Below are 14,833 nucleotides of genomic sequence, written 5' to 3' on the forward strand. Positions count from 1 at the left end.
CAACATTGGCTTGACTCCAAAACTGGTACCGATACAGTTATGGCATGACTCAAGCAACCGATGCGGTGACGGCGCCGCGCCACGCCCGTCGGGCGTGGATCATGCTCATCGTCCTGACGATGCTCACGACGGCGGGCATGACCGTCGTGCTGCCGGTACTGCCGTTCGTGGTGCTGCGCTACGTGCCCGACCAGGGCAGCCTCGCCCTGTGGGTCGGAATCCTCGAGGGCGTCAACGGCCTGTGCGCGTTCCTCGTGGCACCGTTCCTCGGCGCGCTGTCCGACCGCGTCGGCCGGCGGCCGATCATCATCCTCGCGGCGTTCGGCGCCGCCCTGGGCTACCTGCTCTTCGGCATCGGCGGTGCCATCTGGGTGCTGCTGCTCGGCCGGATCATCCAGGGCATCACCGCCGGCGACCTGCCCGCCCTGTTCGCCTACCTGGCCGACATCACCCCGCCCGACCAGCGGGCCCGGCGGTTCGGGCTGCTCGGGGCGCTGTCCGGGATCGGCACGATGATCGGCCCGGCGGTCGGCGGCCTGCTCGCCGCGGTGAACGTCGACTTCCCCGTGTTCGTCACCGCCGGGATCGCCGCCACGATCGGCGTCGTCAGCTTCTTCCTGCTGCCCGAGAGCCTGCCCGCCGAGCGGCGCGCCCGCGCGGTGAAACTCGACGACCTGCACCCGGTCCGGGTCCTCACGGGCGCCTTCGCCCGCACCGAACTGCGCGCCCTCCTGATCGGGATCATCCTCGTGACGGTCCCGTTCTCGTTCTTCGTCAACAACTTCAGCGTGCTGGCGCTCGACTCGATCGGCTGGACCGCCACGAAGATCGGCCTGCTCACCGCGTTCGTCGGGATCATCGACATCGTCATCCAGGGTGCCCTGCTCGGGTTCCTGCTGCGCCGGCTCGGTGAGCGCGGTGTGCTGATCGCCGGCATCGTCACGCAGGCCACCGGGATCCTCGCGCTCGCGGTCGTCGCCTCGCTGCTCGCCCAGCCGTGGCTGTTCATCGTCGGCACACTCGTGCTCGCCGCCGGCCAGGGCGCGGCCCAGGCCACGATGGACGGCGTCGCCTCCAACGCCGTCGGACCCGACGAGCAGGGCTGGCTCGCCGGCGCCATCCAGTCGATCACCTCGGGCATCGGCGTCGTCGCCCCGCTGCTCGCCGGCCTGCTCTACAGCTCGGTCGCCCACTCGGCGCCCTACTGGCTCGGTTTCGCCATGATGGCCGCCGCGGCGCTCCTGCTCGCCCGGGCCAGGTTCGCCAGCCCGTCGACGACGACCGAACCCGTTCCGCTGGAACTCAGCAGGAGCTGAGGACGGCCTTGACGGGGGCGGCCTTCGCGGCCGCCTCCGCGACCTCGGCGTCCGGGTCGCTGCCCCAGGTGATGCCGCCGCCGGCCCACACGTGCAGGCGTTCCGGGTCGGCGGCCGCGGTCCGGATGGTCAGGCCGAGGTCCAGGCCGTCCGGGCCGATCCAGCCGAAGCCGCCCATCGCCGGGCCGCGGCCGACCCGCTCCACGGCGTCGACCACGTCGAGGGCGGCGAGCTTCGGGGCGCCGGTGACCGACCCGCCGGGGAACACCGCGGCCAGCAGCGCGGCCAGGCCGGTGCCGGGCCGCAGGTCGGCCACCACCTCCGACTCGGCCTGCCACAGCCCGGCCCACTCCCGCACCGCGAACAGGGTCTCCACCCGCACGCTGCCGGTCGTCGCGACGCGGGCCAGGTCGTTGCGCTCCAGGTCGACGATCATGATGTGTTCGGCCCGCTCCTTCGGCGACGCGAGCAGTTCCGTACGGCCACGTACGGTCGCCGGGCGGGTGCCCTTGATCGGACGGGTGCGTACGGTGCCGCCGGACACGGCCACCAGCGTCTCCGGTGACGCGCACCCGACCGCCCAGCCGGCACCGGCGAGCACCCCGCCGTAGCGGGCGCCGGGCACCGACCCGAGGCGGCGCAGCGCCCGCACCGGGTCGCCCAGATACGGCGCGGACGCGTGGCCGACGACGTTCACCTGGTACACGTCCCCGCGTCCGATGGCCTCGCGGACGGCCGTGACCGCCGCCGCGTGCTCGGCCACCGACCAGCTCGGCTCCCAGGCACCGACCTTCCACGGCGACAGAGGCCGCGGAGAAGGCGGCCGCGGAGCGCCGCCGGGCCCGTACACCACGGCCACCACATCGGGGACGGCGGGCGCCGGCGACGGCCGCGCCGGCGCGCCGACGAGCCGGGCCCCGGCGGCAGCCGACAGCAGCACCGCCGCGCCGCACACCGGCCCGTGCGCGGTGCTTTTCCCGGCGGCGCCGTCGGCGGGCGCACGACTCAGGTCCCGGACGGGCAGACCATGACCGGCCAGGAACGCTTCGAGGTCGGCCGCCCACCCCGGACCCGTGGTCCGCCATTCGACGCGGGCCACCTCCGAAAGGTGGGCACGGCAACCCTCCGACACGCCCGGTAAGCCCGCCGGAACGGACAATGACGTATCAGCGACGGGTTGGTCGGCTCTCCTCATACGAAGGGGCGATTATCCCGAGAACGTGCCGCCCCTTGCTCGTAAATGCACAGGCGTACGGAGTAGCGTGCGTCACTGTTCTTATGACCGGAACCACACACAGGCACCACCCCTCACAGTCCACCCGGAGATCCACCATGTGCAGCCACCGACCGGAATGCCCGCCCGCCGAGGCGCCCGACCATGACGCCGCGCGCGTCCTCGCCTCGTTCCCGGAGCAGGGCTGGAGCCTGCTCTGCAACGGCGTGATCGTCTTCGACGACACCGGAGAGCTGCTCCCCGACGGCCGCTCCGTGGCTCCCTGCCGCGGCCCCGCGCCGCACGTCACCCGCCCGACGCTGGCCGCGGCGTAACCCTGGGGCCGCGAAGCGGCCCGTGTGCGCCGCGACAGCGGCGCCGGCTACTCAGCCTCGAACGCCTCCGGCGGCGGGCAGGAACACACCAGGTTCCGATCCCCGTACGCGCCGTCGATACGACGCACCGGTGGCCAGTACTTCGCCGTCCGGTCCACACCCGGCGGGTACGCCGCCAACGACCGCGGATACGGGTGCTCCCACTCGTCCGCCGTCACCGCCGCCGCCGTGTGCGGCGCGTTACGCAGCGGGTTGTCGTCCTTCGGCCAGATCCCGCCGCCCACCCGGTCGATCTCGGCCCGGATCGCGATCATCGCCTCGCAGAACCGGTCGATCTCGGCCAGGTCCTCCGACTCCGTCGGCTCCACCATCAGCGTCCCGGCCACCGGGAACGACATCGTCGGCGCGTGGAAGCCGTAGTCGATCAGCCGCTTCGCCACATCGTCGACCGTGACGCCGGTCTGCTTCGTCAACGGCCGCAGGTCGAGGATGCACTCGTGCGCCACCAGGCCCTTCGCGCCGGAGTACAGCACCGGAAAATGCTCCCGCAGCCGCGCCGCGACGTAGTTCGCCGCCAGCACCGCCGCACCGGTCGCCTTCGCCAGCCCGTCGGGCCCCATCAGCCGGATGTAGGCCCACGAGATCGGCAGGATCCCCGCCGACCCCTGCGGCGCCGCCGACACCGTCGGCAGATGCTCGGCCAGGTGCGACCGCACCGCCACCGGACCCACGCCCGGACCGCCGCCGCCGTGCGGGATGCAGAACGTCTTGTGCAGGTTCAGGTGCGACACGTCGGCACCGAACTTCCCCGGCCGGGCGTACCCGAGCAGCGCGTTCAGGTTGGCCCCGTCGACGTACACCTGGCCACCCGCGTCGTGCACCTTCGCGCACAGCTCCGCGATCCCCGCCTCGTAGACGCCGTGCGTCGACGGGTACGTCACCATGATCGCCGCCAGCCGGTCGCGGTGCTGCCCGATCTTGGCGTCGAGGTCGGCGTGGTCGACGTTGCCGTCGCCGTCGGTGGCCACGACCACCACCCGCATCCCGGCCATCACCGCGCTCGCCGCGTTGGTGCCGTGCGCCGACTGCGGGATCAGGCACACGTCGCGCTCGTCGTGGCCGTTGGCCCGGTGATAGCGGTGGATCGCCAGCAGGCCGGCCAGTTCACCCTGCGAACCGGCGTTCGGCTGCAGGCTCACCGCGTCGTAGCCGGTGAGGTCGGCCAGCCACTCCTCCAGCTGGGTCACCAGCGTGCCGTACCCGAGCGCCTGGTCGTTCGGGGCGTACGGGTGCAGGTCGGCGAACCCGGGCCAGCTGATCGGCTCCATCTCGGCCGCCGCGTTCAGCTTCATCGTGCACGACCCCAGCGGGATCATGCCCCGGTCGAGGGCGTAGTCGCGGTCGGCGAGGCGGCGCAGGTACCGCAGCATCGCGTGCTCGCTGCGGTAGGCGTGGAAGACCTCGTGGGTGAGGTAGTCGGAGGTCCGCCGCAGGGCCTCCGGCAGGGCCGCGAGATTGTCGCCACCACCATCAGCGGGGACGCCGAAGGCGTCCAGCACCGTACGGATGTGTTCCGCGGTCGTCGTCTCGTCGCAGGCGACGCTCACGGCGTCATCGTTGATTTTGCGCAGATTCACGCCGCGCCCGGCCGCGGCCTCGACCACCGCGGACGCCCGGCCCGGCACGATCGCCGTGACCGTGTCGAAGAAGTGCCCGGTCGCCAGTTCGATCCCGGCCGTCGTCAGCGCCGTGGCCAGCGTCGTCGCGTGCCGGTGGGTGCGGGCGGCGATGCCGTGCAGGCCGTCCGGGCCGTGGTAGACGGCGTACATGCTCGCGATCACCGCCAGCAGCACCTGCGCGGTGCAGATGTTGCTCGTCGCCTTCTCCCGGCGGATGTGCTGCTCGCGCGTCTGCAACGCCAGCCGGTACGCGGTGCGGCCGTCGGCGTCCTTCGACACGCCGACCAGCCGGCCCGGCAGCGTCCGCTCCAGCCCGGCACGGACCGCGATGTACGCGGCGTGCGGGCCGCCGTACCCCATCGGGACGCCGAACCGCTGCGCGCTGCCCACCGCGACGTCGGCACCGATCGCGCCCGGCTCGCGGAGCAGGCACAGCGCCAGCAGATCGGCGGCGACGGTGACCAGCGCCTGCTTCTCGTGCGCCCGCGCCACGACGTCCGCGTGGTCGCGGACCGCACCGGACGCGCCCGGGTACTGCAGGTGCAGCCCGAAGAACTCCCCCGGGAGCGCCGCGTCGAGGTCGTGCAGGACGATCTCGATGCCCAGCGGCTCCGCCCGGGTGCGCAGCACCGTCACCGTCTGCGGCAACGTGTCGGCGTCGACCAGATAGACGTTGCTCTTCGCCTTGGACGAGCGGCGGGCCAGCGTCATCGCCTCACCGGCCGCGGTCGCCTCGTCGAGCAGGCTCGCGTTGGCCGTCGGCAGGCCGGTCAGGTCCGACACCATCGTCTGGAAGTTCAGCAGCGCCTCCAGCCGGCCCTGGCTGATCTCCGGCTGGTACGGCGTGTACGCCGTGTACCAGGCCGGGTTCTCCAGAACGCTGCGCCGGATCACCGGCGGCGTGTGGGTGCCGTGGTAGCCCAGGCCGAGCATCGACACCATCGGCCGGTTCTGCGCGGCCAGCTCGCGCAGCTCGGCGAGCACCTCGGCCTCCGACCGCGCCGCCGGCAGGTTCGACCGCTCGTTGTCGCGGATCACGCTCGGGATCGCGGCGTCCATCAACTCGTCGACCGAGCCGTACCCGATCGCGTCGAGCATCCGCCGCTGCTCCTCGCCGGAGGAGCCGATGTGCCGACGGGAGAACGGGAAATCCATGTGGGGCGCTCCAAACCGTACGGAGGGGACGACACAGCACTACCCCCTCCCCGCTGTCGGAACGCATCCCTCCAGGCGCCTGCCCGCGTGGTCCTTCTGCCTGAGAGGTTCCGGGGAGGAGTTGCCCCTTCGGCGCCGCCGTTACAGCGGTCTCTCCCACGCGGGTGATCGTGGCCCTCACGACGCTACCAGCACCGGTACCCTGCTGCGGTGTGACGCACGACGTGATCTACGCCGTCGTCGTCGGCTCCCGCGCCTACGGGCTCGACGGACCCGACTCCGACACCGACCGGCGCGGGGTCTTCCTCGCCCCGGCCGACGCCTTCTGGCGCCTCGACCCGCCACCGACCCACCGCGACGGCCCCCGCCCGGAGGAGTTCCACTGGGAACTGGCCCGCTGCCTGTCCCTCGGCCTGTCGGCCAACCCCACGGTGCTGGAGGTGCTGTGGTCACCGCTCGTCGAGACGCTCACGCCGGTGGGCCAACGATTATTGGACGCGCGCAGCACGCTCCTGTCGACCCGCGTCGCCGACACCTACGGCCGGTACGCCGACGCGCAGATGGCCAAGCTCGCCTCGGTCATGGCGCGCGGCGAGCCGATCCGGTGGAAACAGGCGATGCACATGTTGCGGCTGCTGCGGGCGGGTGCGTTCGTGCTGCGCACCGGCGAGGTTCTGGTCGACGTGTCGCCGTGGCGTGACCAGCTGCTCGCCGTGCGTTCCGGCGCGGTGGCATGGGACGACGTGGTCGGTGAGGCGGCGGAGTTGCGGGCCGATCTCGCCCGGGCGTTGGCCGAAACCCCGTTGCCGGCCGAGCCCGATCGGGCGACGGTGGAGGAGTTCCTGCTCGACGTTCGGAGGACGTCCGCGTGCCCGTGACCTACCAGATCCCGCCGTTGGCCGCCGAGGTGGTGGCCGGCCTGCCCTACCCCGCCGTGTTCGCCACGATCAGCGGGTCGCACCTGTACGGCTTCGCCTCGGCCGACTCCGACCTCGACGTGCGCGCCGTCCACCTGCTGCCGCTGGCCGAACTCATCGGTCTGCGCACCGGCCCGGAGACGCTGCAGTCCAGCGGCGTCCGCGACGGCGTCGACCTCGACGTGGTGTCGCACGAGCTGGCGAAGTTCTGCCGGCTCCTGCTCCGCCCGAACGGGTACGTGCTCGAACAACTGCTGTCGCCGCTGGTGGTCGCCACGTCCGACCTGCACGCCCAGCTGGTCGCCGCCGCCCCCGGCTGCATGACCCGCTACCACTCCCACCACTACCTCGGCTTCGCCCGGGGCCAGTGGCAGCAGTTCGAACGCGAGCCGAAGATCAAGCCGGCGCTGTACACGCTGCGGGTGCTGCTGACCGGCATCCATCTGATGCGCACCGGCGAGATCGAGTGCGACCTGTCGACGCTGGTCGCTCTGGTCGGTGTGGACCTGCCGTACGTCCCGGACCTCATCGACCGCAAGGCGCGGGCGGAGAAGGAACCGGCCGAGGCCGATCTGCGCCACCGGTTGCAGAAGGACGTCGACCGGTTGACCGCGCTGCTGGAGCAGTCCCGCGACGAGTCCCGGCTGCCCGACCGCCCGAGCACCGGCGAAACCCTGCACCGGTTGGTGGTGGAGACCCGGCTGGCCTGAGCCGGATCAGGCCCGGTCCGCCTCCGGGTGCGGGAGCCAGGTTCCGTCCGGAACCGCCGGCCATTCCGCTGCCAACTCGTCCACCGCCAGCTGAAGGGCGCGCAGGCCCGGGTGGTCGTGGTCGGCACGCCAGATCATCGTCCAGGGGAACAGCGGGACCGGTTCGACGATCGGGCGCAGCACCCCGCCGGGCACGGCCGGCTGGGTGCTCATCACCAGGATCGGGCCGCTGCGGTCGACGAGGTGCTGGGCCAGTTCGTCGACGCCGTGCACGTGCGGATGGGCGCCGGCCGCGTCGATGCCGAACGGGGCGAGCAGCTGCAGCATCGCCTGCTCCCAGCCGGGGGTGGCGTGGCTGCCGGCGCGGAAGCACACGCCGGCGCCGCGCAGCGCACCGAGGGGGACGCGGTCGAGCCCGGCGAACGGATGACGCTCGGGCACCAGGACCGCGACCGGCTCGTGGCGGACGGTCCGGTGGCGCAGCCCGTCGACGTGGTGCCGGACCCGCCCGAAGGTGACGTCGAGGCGTTCGGCGAGCAGCAGCGGCACGGCGTCGTCGGTGCCGGTGTGGAACCGGGCGAAGAACTCCACGTCCGGTGCGCGGCGGCGGGCGGCGGCCAGCACCAGGGCCGGCGTGAGGCCGGCACCGACGACGTCGACGGTCACTGAGCGCGGTTCGCCGCGCAGCTCGCGCAGCGTGGCGTCGTGCAGCGCGAGCAGCTCCCGCGCCCGCCGTAGCAACGTGTGACCGGCCGGCGTGAGCACGACCCGCCGGGTGGTGCGGTCGAGCAGGCGCACCCCGGCCCGCTCCTCGAGCCGCTGGACGTCGCGGCTGAGCGCCTGCTGCGCCACGAACAGCCGCTGAGCCGCGCGGCTGAAATGCAGCTCCTCGGCCACCACGACGAAGTGGCGCAGCAACCGGATGTCGAGATCCTCGGGCACGCGTCCGTTGTACCGGATTAACAAGCCTGCCGCGTAAATGGGCCCTGAACAGGTGTTGGAGTCCGGACCGCCGCCCGGACCACGATCGATCGACGACAACGACGATCGAGGTGGTTCGCGATGGGCGCACGGGGCGCGGTAACGGTGCAGTACGCGGCGGCGGGTGCGCTGACCGCATTGTGGGGCGCGTCGCTGCCGTCGATCGACGCCCGGCTCGACCTCGGAGCGGCCCGGCTCGGCGCGGTCCTCATGGCCGTCGCCGTCGGCGCGCTCGTGGCCATGCCCGTCGCCGGCCGGCTGGCCGACCGGTGGACCGGGCGGCGGGTGCTGCGGATCGCCGCACCGGGCGCGGCGCTGGCCCTGACCGGCCCCGCGCTGGCCGGCTCGGCCGGAACTCTCACGGTCGCCGCCGTCGGGCTGGGCGTGCTGCTCGGCGGGCTCAACGTCGCGCTGAGCGTGCAGGCGGTGGCGGTGGAGCGCGCCGCCGGACGGCCGGTGATGTCGACGATGCACGGAACCTGGACCCTCGGTGCCGTCGGCGGTGGCGGGGCCCTCGCCGCCGGGCTGCGGGCCGGCCTGGACGCGCGGACGCTGCTGGTGCTCGGAGCCGTGCTGCTGGCCGCGGCGGTCACCGCGGCCGGACGCCGGCTCGTCCAGGTCTCGCCACCCGCGACTCCGGAGCCGGACACCCGCCGCGGTACGGCCCGGCCGCTGGCGATCGCCGCCCTCGGCCTGATCGGCGCCGCCGCGTTCGTCGCCGAGGCCGCCGCCACCGACTGGGCCGGGTTCCACGCCACCCGGGTACTCGGCGCCGACACCGCCACCGGATCCCTGGCGTACACCCTGTTCCTCGCCGCGATGACCGCCGTCCGGTTCATCGGCGACACGGCGCGATCGCGGCTGGGCGTGGGACGCACCGTCCGGCTCGCCGGCTGCACCGCCACCGCCGGTTTCGGCCTCGTCCTCCTCGCCGGCCGACTCCCCGCCGGCGATCTCCCGGTCACCGGGTCGCGGGTCGGCTGCGCAATGGCCGGCTGGGCCCTCGCCGGCGCCGGCATCGCGGTGGTGTGGCCGCTGGTGACCAGCACCCTCGGCGCCGGCGGCGGATCGGCGCGGCAACTGTCCGCCGTCACCACGATCAGTTACGGCGGCGGCCTGATCGCCCCGGCGCTGATCGGGCTCGTCGCCTCCCGCGCGTCGCTGCCGGTCGCCCTGCTCATCCCGTCGGCCCTGGTGATGGCGATCGCCGCCACCGCACCCGCGGTCCTCACCCGAGCCACACCGGTGCCCTCCCCCATCCCCACCCTGACTCCGACCCGCTGACCGCTCCACGGGAGTCGATCTTGCAGTTGTGGTGCCGGACTCACCCGCCATTGCACCGGTTTGGTGGCCACCACAACTGCAAGATCGACTGGGGCCATCCCGGGTGCGGTCGGCGGCACACCGCCTAAGGCATCCTAGGAAGCTAGGTTGGTTGGTGGGGATGGGAGCGCGGGGCGGCGTGAGGGGTCAGCGGGTCAGGTCGCGGAGGACGTTGCGCAGGATGTCCGGGGTCCGGGACGGCGGCTCCGCCTCGATGAACAGCTTCGACACCGCCGCCGTGTAGCGGTCGACGTCCTCGGGCTTGTCCAGGTACAGGGCGCTCGTCAGCTGTTCGATGTAGACGGTGTCGGCCAGGTCCTCGAGCGGGAACCGCAGGATCGTGAACGCGCCACCGGCGGCCGCGTGTCCGCCGCTCAGGAACGGGATCACCTGCAGCCGCACGTTCGGGTGCTGGCACCGCTCCAGCAGGTGCGCCACCTGTTGACGCAGCACGTCGTGGCCGCCGATCGGCCGGCGCAGCACGGCCTCGTCGAGGACCGCCCACAACCGGGGGCCGTTCGCGCGGTCGAGCAGCGTGCGCCGGGCCATCCGCAGCGCCACCCGGCGGTCGAGGTCGGCGGCGTCGTTCTGGGCGTGGCCGAGCATGATCACCGCGCGGGCGTACGCCTCGGTCTGCAGCAGGCCCGGCACGAACTGCACCTCGTAGGTGCGGATGAGCGTCGACGCCTCCTCCAGGCCCAGGTAGTTCTGGAACCAGGTGGGGTACTGCTCGTTGTACGGCTGCCACCAGCCGGGGGCGTTCGCCTCCTTGGTCAGCGCCAGCATCCGCTCGACCTCGACCGGGTCGTCGACCCGGTACAGCTTCAGCAGGTCGACGACGTCACGTTCCTTGAAGCTCACCCGGCCGAGCTCCATGCGGCTGATCTTCGACTCGGATCCCCGGATCTCGTGCCCGGCCGCCTCACGGGTGATCCCGCGCGCCTCCCGCAGGGCGCGTAACTTCGCACCGAGCTGCATGCGGCGCACGGTCGGGCCGCTGCCGTTGTGAGCCGTGGTCAAGGTGCCTCCGAACGCCGACAGCTCAAGATGACGTGATGCGCCGCGGCCCCCGATGCGCGCGACGGAACGGCGGTGTCAGGGCTTGCGCCCCACCGCTCCGAACTGGTCGATCCCGGACGTCTCGGTGTCCGGTCGCCACCGGGTGACCGACACGAGACCGGGGTCGACGTACTCCAGGCCGTCGAAGAACCGCGCGAGCCGCTCCTCGCTGCGCAGGTAGTACGGCAGCGCGGCGGACTCGTTCCAGACCCGGGCCGCCTCGACGACCTCCGGCGTGCCGTCGGTGCTGTCGCACATCGAGAAGTAGCTGCCCGACGCCGTCGCAGCGAGGAGGGCGCGCACGACGGCCTGCGCGTCGGCGTCGGCCTCGACGTGGCCGAGGACGCCCATGAACAGCACCGCGACCGGCTGGGAGAAGTCGAGCGTGCGGGCCGCTCCCCGCAGCACCAGGTCGGTGTCGAACAGGTCGGCGTCGAGGTAGTCCGTCGCGCCCTCGGGCGTGCTGGTCAGCAACGCGCGGGCGTGCGCGAGGACGAGCGGGTCGTTGTCGACGTAGACGATGCGGCTCTCCGGTGCCACCGACTGCGCCACCTCGTGGGTGTTGTTCGCCGTCGGCAGGCCGGTGCCGATGTCGAGGAACTGGCGCACCCCGGCCTCACCGGCCAGGTAGCGGACGACCCGTTGCAGGAAGGCCCGGCCGTGGCGGGCGTTCGCGGCGAGCTCGGGCTGCGCGGCGAGGACCTGCTCGCCGACCTCGCGGTCGACCTCGAAGTTGTCCTTGCCACCCAGGATGTAGTTCCAGATCCGCGCGGTGTGCGGAACGGAGGTATCCAGCGTGGGCACGTGCTGCTGCTGCTCGTTGGGCACGGGGCGTCCTCCGCGTCGACATTGATCGACGCCAGCATAGACGGTCACCGTGCCGGAACGCTGGGCCACATCGACGGCTCGCCCACCGAGTTAGTCCGGTCACGGATCCGGGCACCGGACGCGATCTTTTCGTTAGCGTTGCGGCGTGGACGGGATTCTCTTCGACATGGACGGCACGCTGGTCGACAGCGAGAAGGTGTGGTCGGTCGGGCTCGACCAGTTGGCCGACCACCTCGGTGGCCGGCTGTCCGACACGGCCCGGCGCGACATGGTCGGCACCAGCATGAGCCAGTCGATGCGCATCCTCCACGACGACCTCGGCGTCGACGCCGACGAGGCCGAGAGCGTGCGCTACCTGGAGGAACGGGTGTCGGCACTGTTCGCCGACGGGCTGCTCTGGCGTCCCGGCGCCCCGGAACTGCTGGCCGCGGTCCGCTCGGCCGGGATCCCCACGGCCCTGGTCACCGCGACCCGCCGGCACCTGGTCGAGGTCGCGCTGATCACGCTCGGCCCGCACAACTTCGACGCCGTCGTCGCCGGCGACGACCTCGACGAGACCAAGCCCCACCCGGCGCCGTACCGCACCGCGGCCGAGCTGCTGCGCGCCGACCCGCGCCGGTGCGTGGCGGTCGAGGACTCCCCCAACGGCATCACCAGCGCGCTCGCGGCCGGATGCGTGGTGATCGGCGTGCCGTGCGAGGTCGGCCTCGACCATCTGGAGAACGTCCACCTGGTCGACAGCCTGGCCGACCTCAGCGTCGACGGCCTGCGGGACCTGGTCGCCGCTGCCCGGGGTCACCAGTTCTTGTACTGAACCACCCCGAGGGCGCAGAAGGGCGGCGGCTCCTCGCCGTCACCCGCCTCGACGAGCACATTGTCGACGGTCAGCGTCTCCAGGACGCTGCTGGCGTCCACCGAGAACCGCAACCGCAGCGCGCCCCCGCGACCGACGCCGGCAGGGCGAACGAGGCCGCGCCGGTGGCGGTCCGGGCCGACTCCAGCGTGCTGAACGCGCCGCCGTCGACCGAGTAGGCCGCGGTGAACGTCTCGCCGGATCGGTAGATTCACCGGTTCCGGTCAGCCTGAACCGACGTCGCAATGCCGGTGGGCCGCCGCCGGACGCGTTCGCGGGTGAGGATCCACAATGCCTGCACGCCGTCGCGCCAGGTGATCTTCTTACCCTCCGCCCGCGACCGGGCGGCGTACGTGATCGGCACCTCGTACGGCCGCACGCCGCAGCGCAGCAGCTTCCCGGTGAGCTCGGCCTCCATGCCGAAGCCCTTCGAGCGGACGTCGAGCGCCCGGTACAGCTCCACCGGCAGCAGCTTGAAGCCGGTCTCCAGGTCGGACAGGTAGCAGTTGAACAGCATGTTGGCCGCGAGCGTGACGCCCTTGTTGCCCATCACGTACCAGAACGAGTACGCCGAGTGGCTGCCGAACGTGCGGTTGCCGTAGACCACCGACGCGCGGCCGGCGAGCACCGGCTCGACCAGGCGCGGGATGTCGTTCGGGTCGTACTCCAGGTCGGCGTCGAGGATGACCATGCTGTCGCCGGTGGCCTCGGCGACGGCGGTGCGGATCGCCGCGCCCTTGCCGCGGTTCTTCGGGTGGGTGACCGGGCGGACCGCCGGGTGCTCGAAGCCGCGCAGGACGTCGGCGGTGCCGTCGGTGCTCCCGTCGTCGACGACGACGATCTCCACCTCGCACGGATACTCGACGTCGAGGGCCTGTTTCAGCACGGTGTGCAGCCGCGCCGCCTCGTTGTAGACCGGAACGAGAATCGACAGCTTCAAAACACCGGCCTCCCACACGGACCCCTACGGCCGGCCCACGATACCGGGCGCCCCGTCGACGGAGGTGTCCCCACGGATCGACCGGCGACGAATTCACCTGATCGACCGGCAACCGGCGGCGCCCCGCGGGCGTGACCGTTGACGACAGTTGATGGCAGACGACGGGGAGCGCCGTGGCCGACACCGGGGAGTTCGACACCTTCTACCGCGACACCCGACGACGCCTGTTCACGATGATGTACGCGCTGACCGGTGACATCGGCGAGGCGCAGGACATCACCCAGGACGCCTATGCCCGGGCGTGGCAGCACTGGGACCGGGTCTCCGGGTACGACGACGCGGAGGGCTGGGTCCGCACGGTCGCCCGCCGGATCGCGATCAGCCGCTGGCGGCGGGCCCGCAACGCGCTCACCGCGCATCGCCGCTCCGCGATCCGCGACCAGCTGCCCGGCCCCGACCCGGACCTGGTCGCGCTCGTCACCGCGCTGGCCGCGCTCGCGGCGCCGGTGCGGACCGCGATCGTGCTGCACCACCTCGTGGACCTCAGCGTCGCCGAGGTCGCCCGGGAGACGGGCACCCCCGAGGGCACCGTCAAGGCCCGTCTCGTCCGTGGCCGGCGCGCGCTCGCCGCCGCGCTCGGCACCGAAAATCCGGAGGACGTCCATGTTCGATGACCTCGATTCCGATGGGATTGACGCAGCATTCGCCGCGCTGCGTGACCGCGGCCCGGAGCCGCCGTTCGTGCCCGCGTCCACCGTGCGTCGCCGGGGCCGGCGGCGCACGCACCGCCGGATCGCGCTGACCGGGATCGCCGTCGTGGGCGCGGTGTCGGCGGCCGGCGCGCTGGCCACCGGTCCCATCGGAGACGGACGCGGAGCGCCCGCCGCCTCCGCGACCCCGACGGCGTCCGTGTCGGTGTCCGGGCCGCAACCGTCCGAGAGTGCCGGCAAGAATCGGAGGTCTCCCCCGACCCCGGACGCGACCGCGTTCCCGGACTCCCTGTTCCTCGACGTGAGCGACCTTCCGGGGTTCACCCACCGCGCCGACTACGGCGCCACGTCCCTGAACTGGCCGGTGATCCTGATGTGCACCGGCTTCAGCCAGGACGACTACTCGTCGCTCCCGCTCGCGCAGACCGGCCGGGGGTTCAACTACGCGCCGGAGGCGCCGAACGCCGCCAACATGGGGTCGGGCGGGCCCTACGCGTCCCATCGGGTGGTCCGGTTCACGGCGGACGGGGCCACGAAGGTGTTCGCCAACGTCGACGCGTTCCACACCTGCCGGAAGAAGGACGGCGACCGGGAACTGGCCCGCGACATCGGCGGCGACCAGTCCCGCCTGTTCCGCCTCCCGCCGGCCGACCGGACCGACCAGCGCACCCGTTACCTCGCGTTCGTGCGCGTCGGTGACCTGGTCGCCGAGCTCGACCTCTACGGCGTGGTCGACGACGCCGGCGCCCGCGTGCTGGTCGAGAAGGCTGCCCAGCGGCTCCGATCGTGATCTTGCCGTGGTGCAACTGATCGA

General features: G+C 72.4%; 14 protein-coding genes and 1 riboswitch. Of the genes, 8 read left to right on the top strand and 6 right to left on the bottom strand.

Annotation, left to right across the window (positions count from 1 at the left end):
* The first annotated feature begins 44 nt into the window (after window positions 1-44).
* A complete protein-coding gene (locus Vau01_RS20740; protein WP_203995373.1) occupies window positions 45-1,316 on the top strand; it encodes an MFS transporter in 1,272 nt (423 codons plus the stop codon).
* Here Vau01_RS20740 and Vau01_RS20745 read toward each other — a convergent pair.
* On the bottom strand, window positions 1,303-2,511 hold the full coding sequence (locus Vau01_RS20745) for a chorismate-binding protein (RefSeq protein WP_203995376.1): 1,209 nt from the start codon (window positions 2,509-2,511) through the stop codon (window positions 1,303-1,305). The genes Vau01_RS20740 and Vau01_RS20745 overlap by 14 nt on opposite strands.
* Window positions 2,512-2,648: 137 nt before the next feature.
* Between Vau01_RS20745 and Vau01_RS20750 the strand changes: the two genes are divergently transcribed.
* The gene (locus Vau01_RS20750; protein WP_203995391.1) at window positions 2,649-2,864 is read left to right on the top strand and encodes a DUF5999 family protein; all 216 of its coding nucleotides are present in this window, start codon (window positions 2,649-2,651) and stop codon (window positions 2,862-2,864) included.
* A 47-nt stretch (window positions 2,865-2,911) separates the two neighbouring features.
* On the opposite strand, the gene gcvP is transcribed toward Vau01_RS20750, so the two are convergent.
* Window positions 2,912-5,698: an aminomethyl-transferring glycine dehydrogenase gene (gcvP, locus tag Vau01_RS20755; protein WP_203995393.1), complete on the bottom strand. Its 2,787-nt coding sequence runs from the start codon at window positions 5,696-5,698 to the stop codon at window positions 2,912-2,914.
* 78 nt (window positions 5,699-5,776) lie between these two features.
* Window positions 5,777-5,867, bottom strand: a riboswitch (glycine riboswitch).
* A 43-nt stretch (window positions 5,868-5,910) separates the two neighbouring features.
* Between gcvP and Vau01_RS20760 the strand changes: the two genes are divergently transcribed.
* Together Vau01_RS20760 and Vau01_RS20765 are read left to right on the top strand one after the other, a co-directional pair.
* Window positions 5,911-6,576 (top strand): nucleotidyltransferase domain-containing protein, encoded by a 666-nt coding sequence (locus tag Vau01_RS20760; RefSeq protein WP_203995394.1) that lies wholly within the window; start codon window positions 5,911-5,913, stop codon window positions 6,574-6,576.
* A complete protein-coding gene (locus Vau01_RS20765) occupies window positions 6,573-7,325 on the top strand; it encodes a nucleotidyltransferase domain-containing protein (RefSeq protein WP_203995542.1) in 753 nt (250 codons plus the stop codon). The genes Vau01_RS20760 and Vau01_RS20765 overlap by 4 nt, the downstream gene beginning before the upstream one ends.
* A 6-nt stretch (window positions 7,326-7,331) precedes the next feature.
* Here the strand turns inward: Vau01_RS20765 and Vau01_RS20770 are convergent, their stop codons facing one another.
* Complete coding sequence (locus Vau01_RS20770) at window positions 7,332-8,267, bottom strand: LysR family transcriptional regulator (RefSeq protein WP_203995395.1); 936 nt, start codon at window positions 8,265-8,267, stop codon at window positions 7,332-7,334.
* Window positions 8,268-8,387: 120 nt separating this feature from the next.
* Here Vau01_RS20770 and Vau01_RS20775 point away from each other — a divergent pair, with 120 nt between their 5' ends.
* Window positions 8,388-9,590, top strand: a complete 1,203-nt coding sequence (locus Vau01_RS20775) for an MFS transporter (RefSeq protein WP_203995398.1) — start codon at window positions 8,388-8,390, stop codon at window positions 9,588-9,590.
* A 186-nt stretch (window positions 9,591-9,776) separates the two neighbouring features.
* On the opposite strand, the gene Vau01_RS20780 is transcribed toward Vau01_RS20775, so the two are convergent.
* Both Vau01_RS20780 and Vau01_RS20785 read right to left on the bottom strand, forming a co-directional pair.
* Window positions 9,777-10,649, bottom strand: a complete 873-nt coding sequence (locus tag Vau01_RS20780) for a Sco1979 family transcriptional regulator (protein WP_506019024.1) — start codon at window positions 10,647-10,649, stop codon at window positions 9,777-9,779.
* Window positions 10,650-10,724: 75 nt separating this feature from the next.
* Window positions 10,725-11,516, bottom strand: a complete 792-nt coding sequence (locus Vau01_RS20785) for an SAM-dependent methyltransferase (protein WP_203995400.1) — start codon at window positions 11,514-11,516, stop codon at window positions 10,725-10,727.
* A gap of 145 nt (window positions 11,517-11,661) precedes the next feature.
* Between Vau01_RS20785 and Vau01_RS20790 the strand changes: the two genes are divergently transcribed.
* Window positions 11,662-12,330, top strand: a complete 669-nt coding sequence (locus Vau01_RS20790; protein WP_275423951.1) for an HAD family hydrolase — start codon at window positions 11,662-11,664, stop codon at window positions 12,328-12,330.
* Window positions 12,331-12,580: 250 nt separating this feature from the next.
* Here the strand turns inward: Vau01_RS20790 and Vau01_RS20795 are convergent, their stop codons facing one another.
* Entirely contained in the window at window positions 12,581-13,309 is a 729-nt protein-coding gene (locus Vau01_RS20795; RefSeq protein ID WP_203995402.1) for a glycosyltransferase family 2 protein, read from the bottom strand.
* A 173-nt stretch (window positions 13,310-13,482) separates the two neighbouring features.
* On the opposite strand from Vau01_RS20795, the gene Vau01_RS20800 reads away from it, so the two are divergent.
* Window positions 13,483-13,983 carry an RNA polymerase sigma factor gene (locus Vau01_RS20800; RefSeq protein WP_203995404.1) on the top strand — a complete coding sequence of 167 codons (501 nt, stop codon included), beginning with the start codon at window positions 13,483-13,485 and terminating at the stop codon, window positions 13,981-13,983.
* A complete protein-coding gene (locus tag Vau01_RS20805) occupies window positions 13,973-14,809 on the top strand; it encodes a hypothetical protein (RefSeq protein WP_203995406.1) in 837 nt (278 codons plus the stop codon). Before Vau01_RS20800 ends, Vau01_RS20805 begins: the two co-directional genes overlap by 11 nt.
* The last annotated feature ends 24 nt before the right edge of the window (window positions 14,810-14,833 follow it).

Source organism: Virgisporangium aurantiacum, assembly GCF_016863635.1.
GTDB lineage: Bacteria > Actinomycetota > Actinomycetes > Mycobacteriales > Micromonosporaceae > Virgisporangium > Virgisporangium aurantiacum.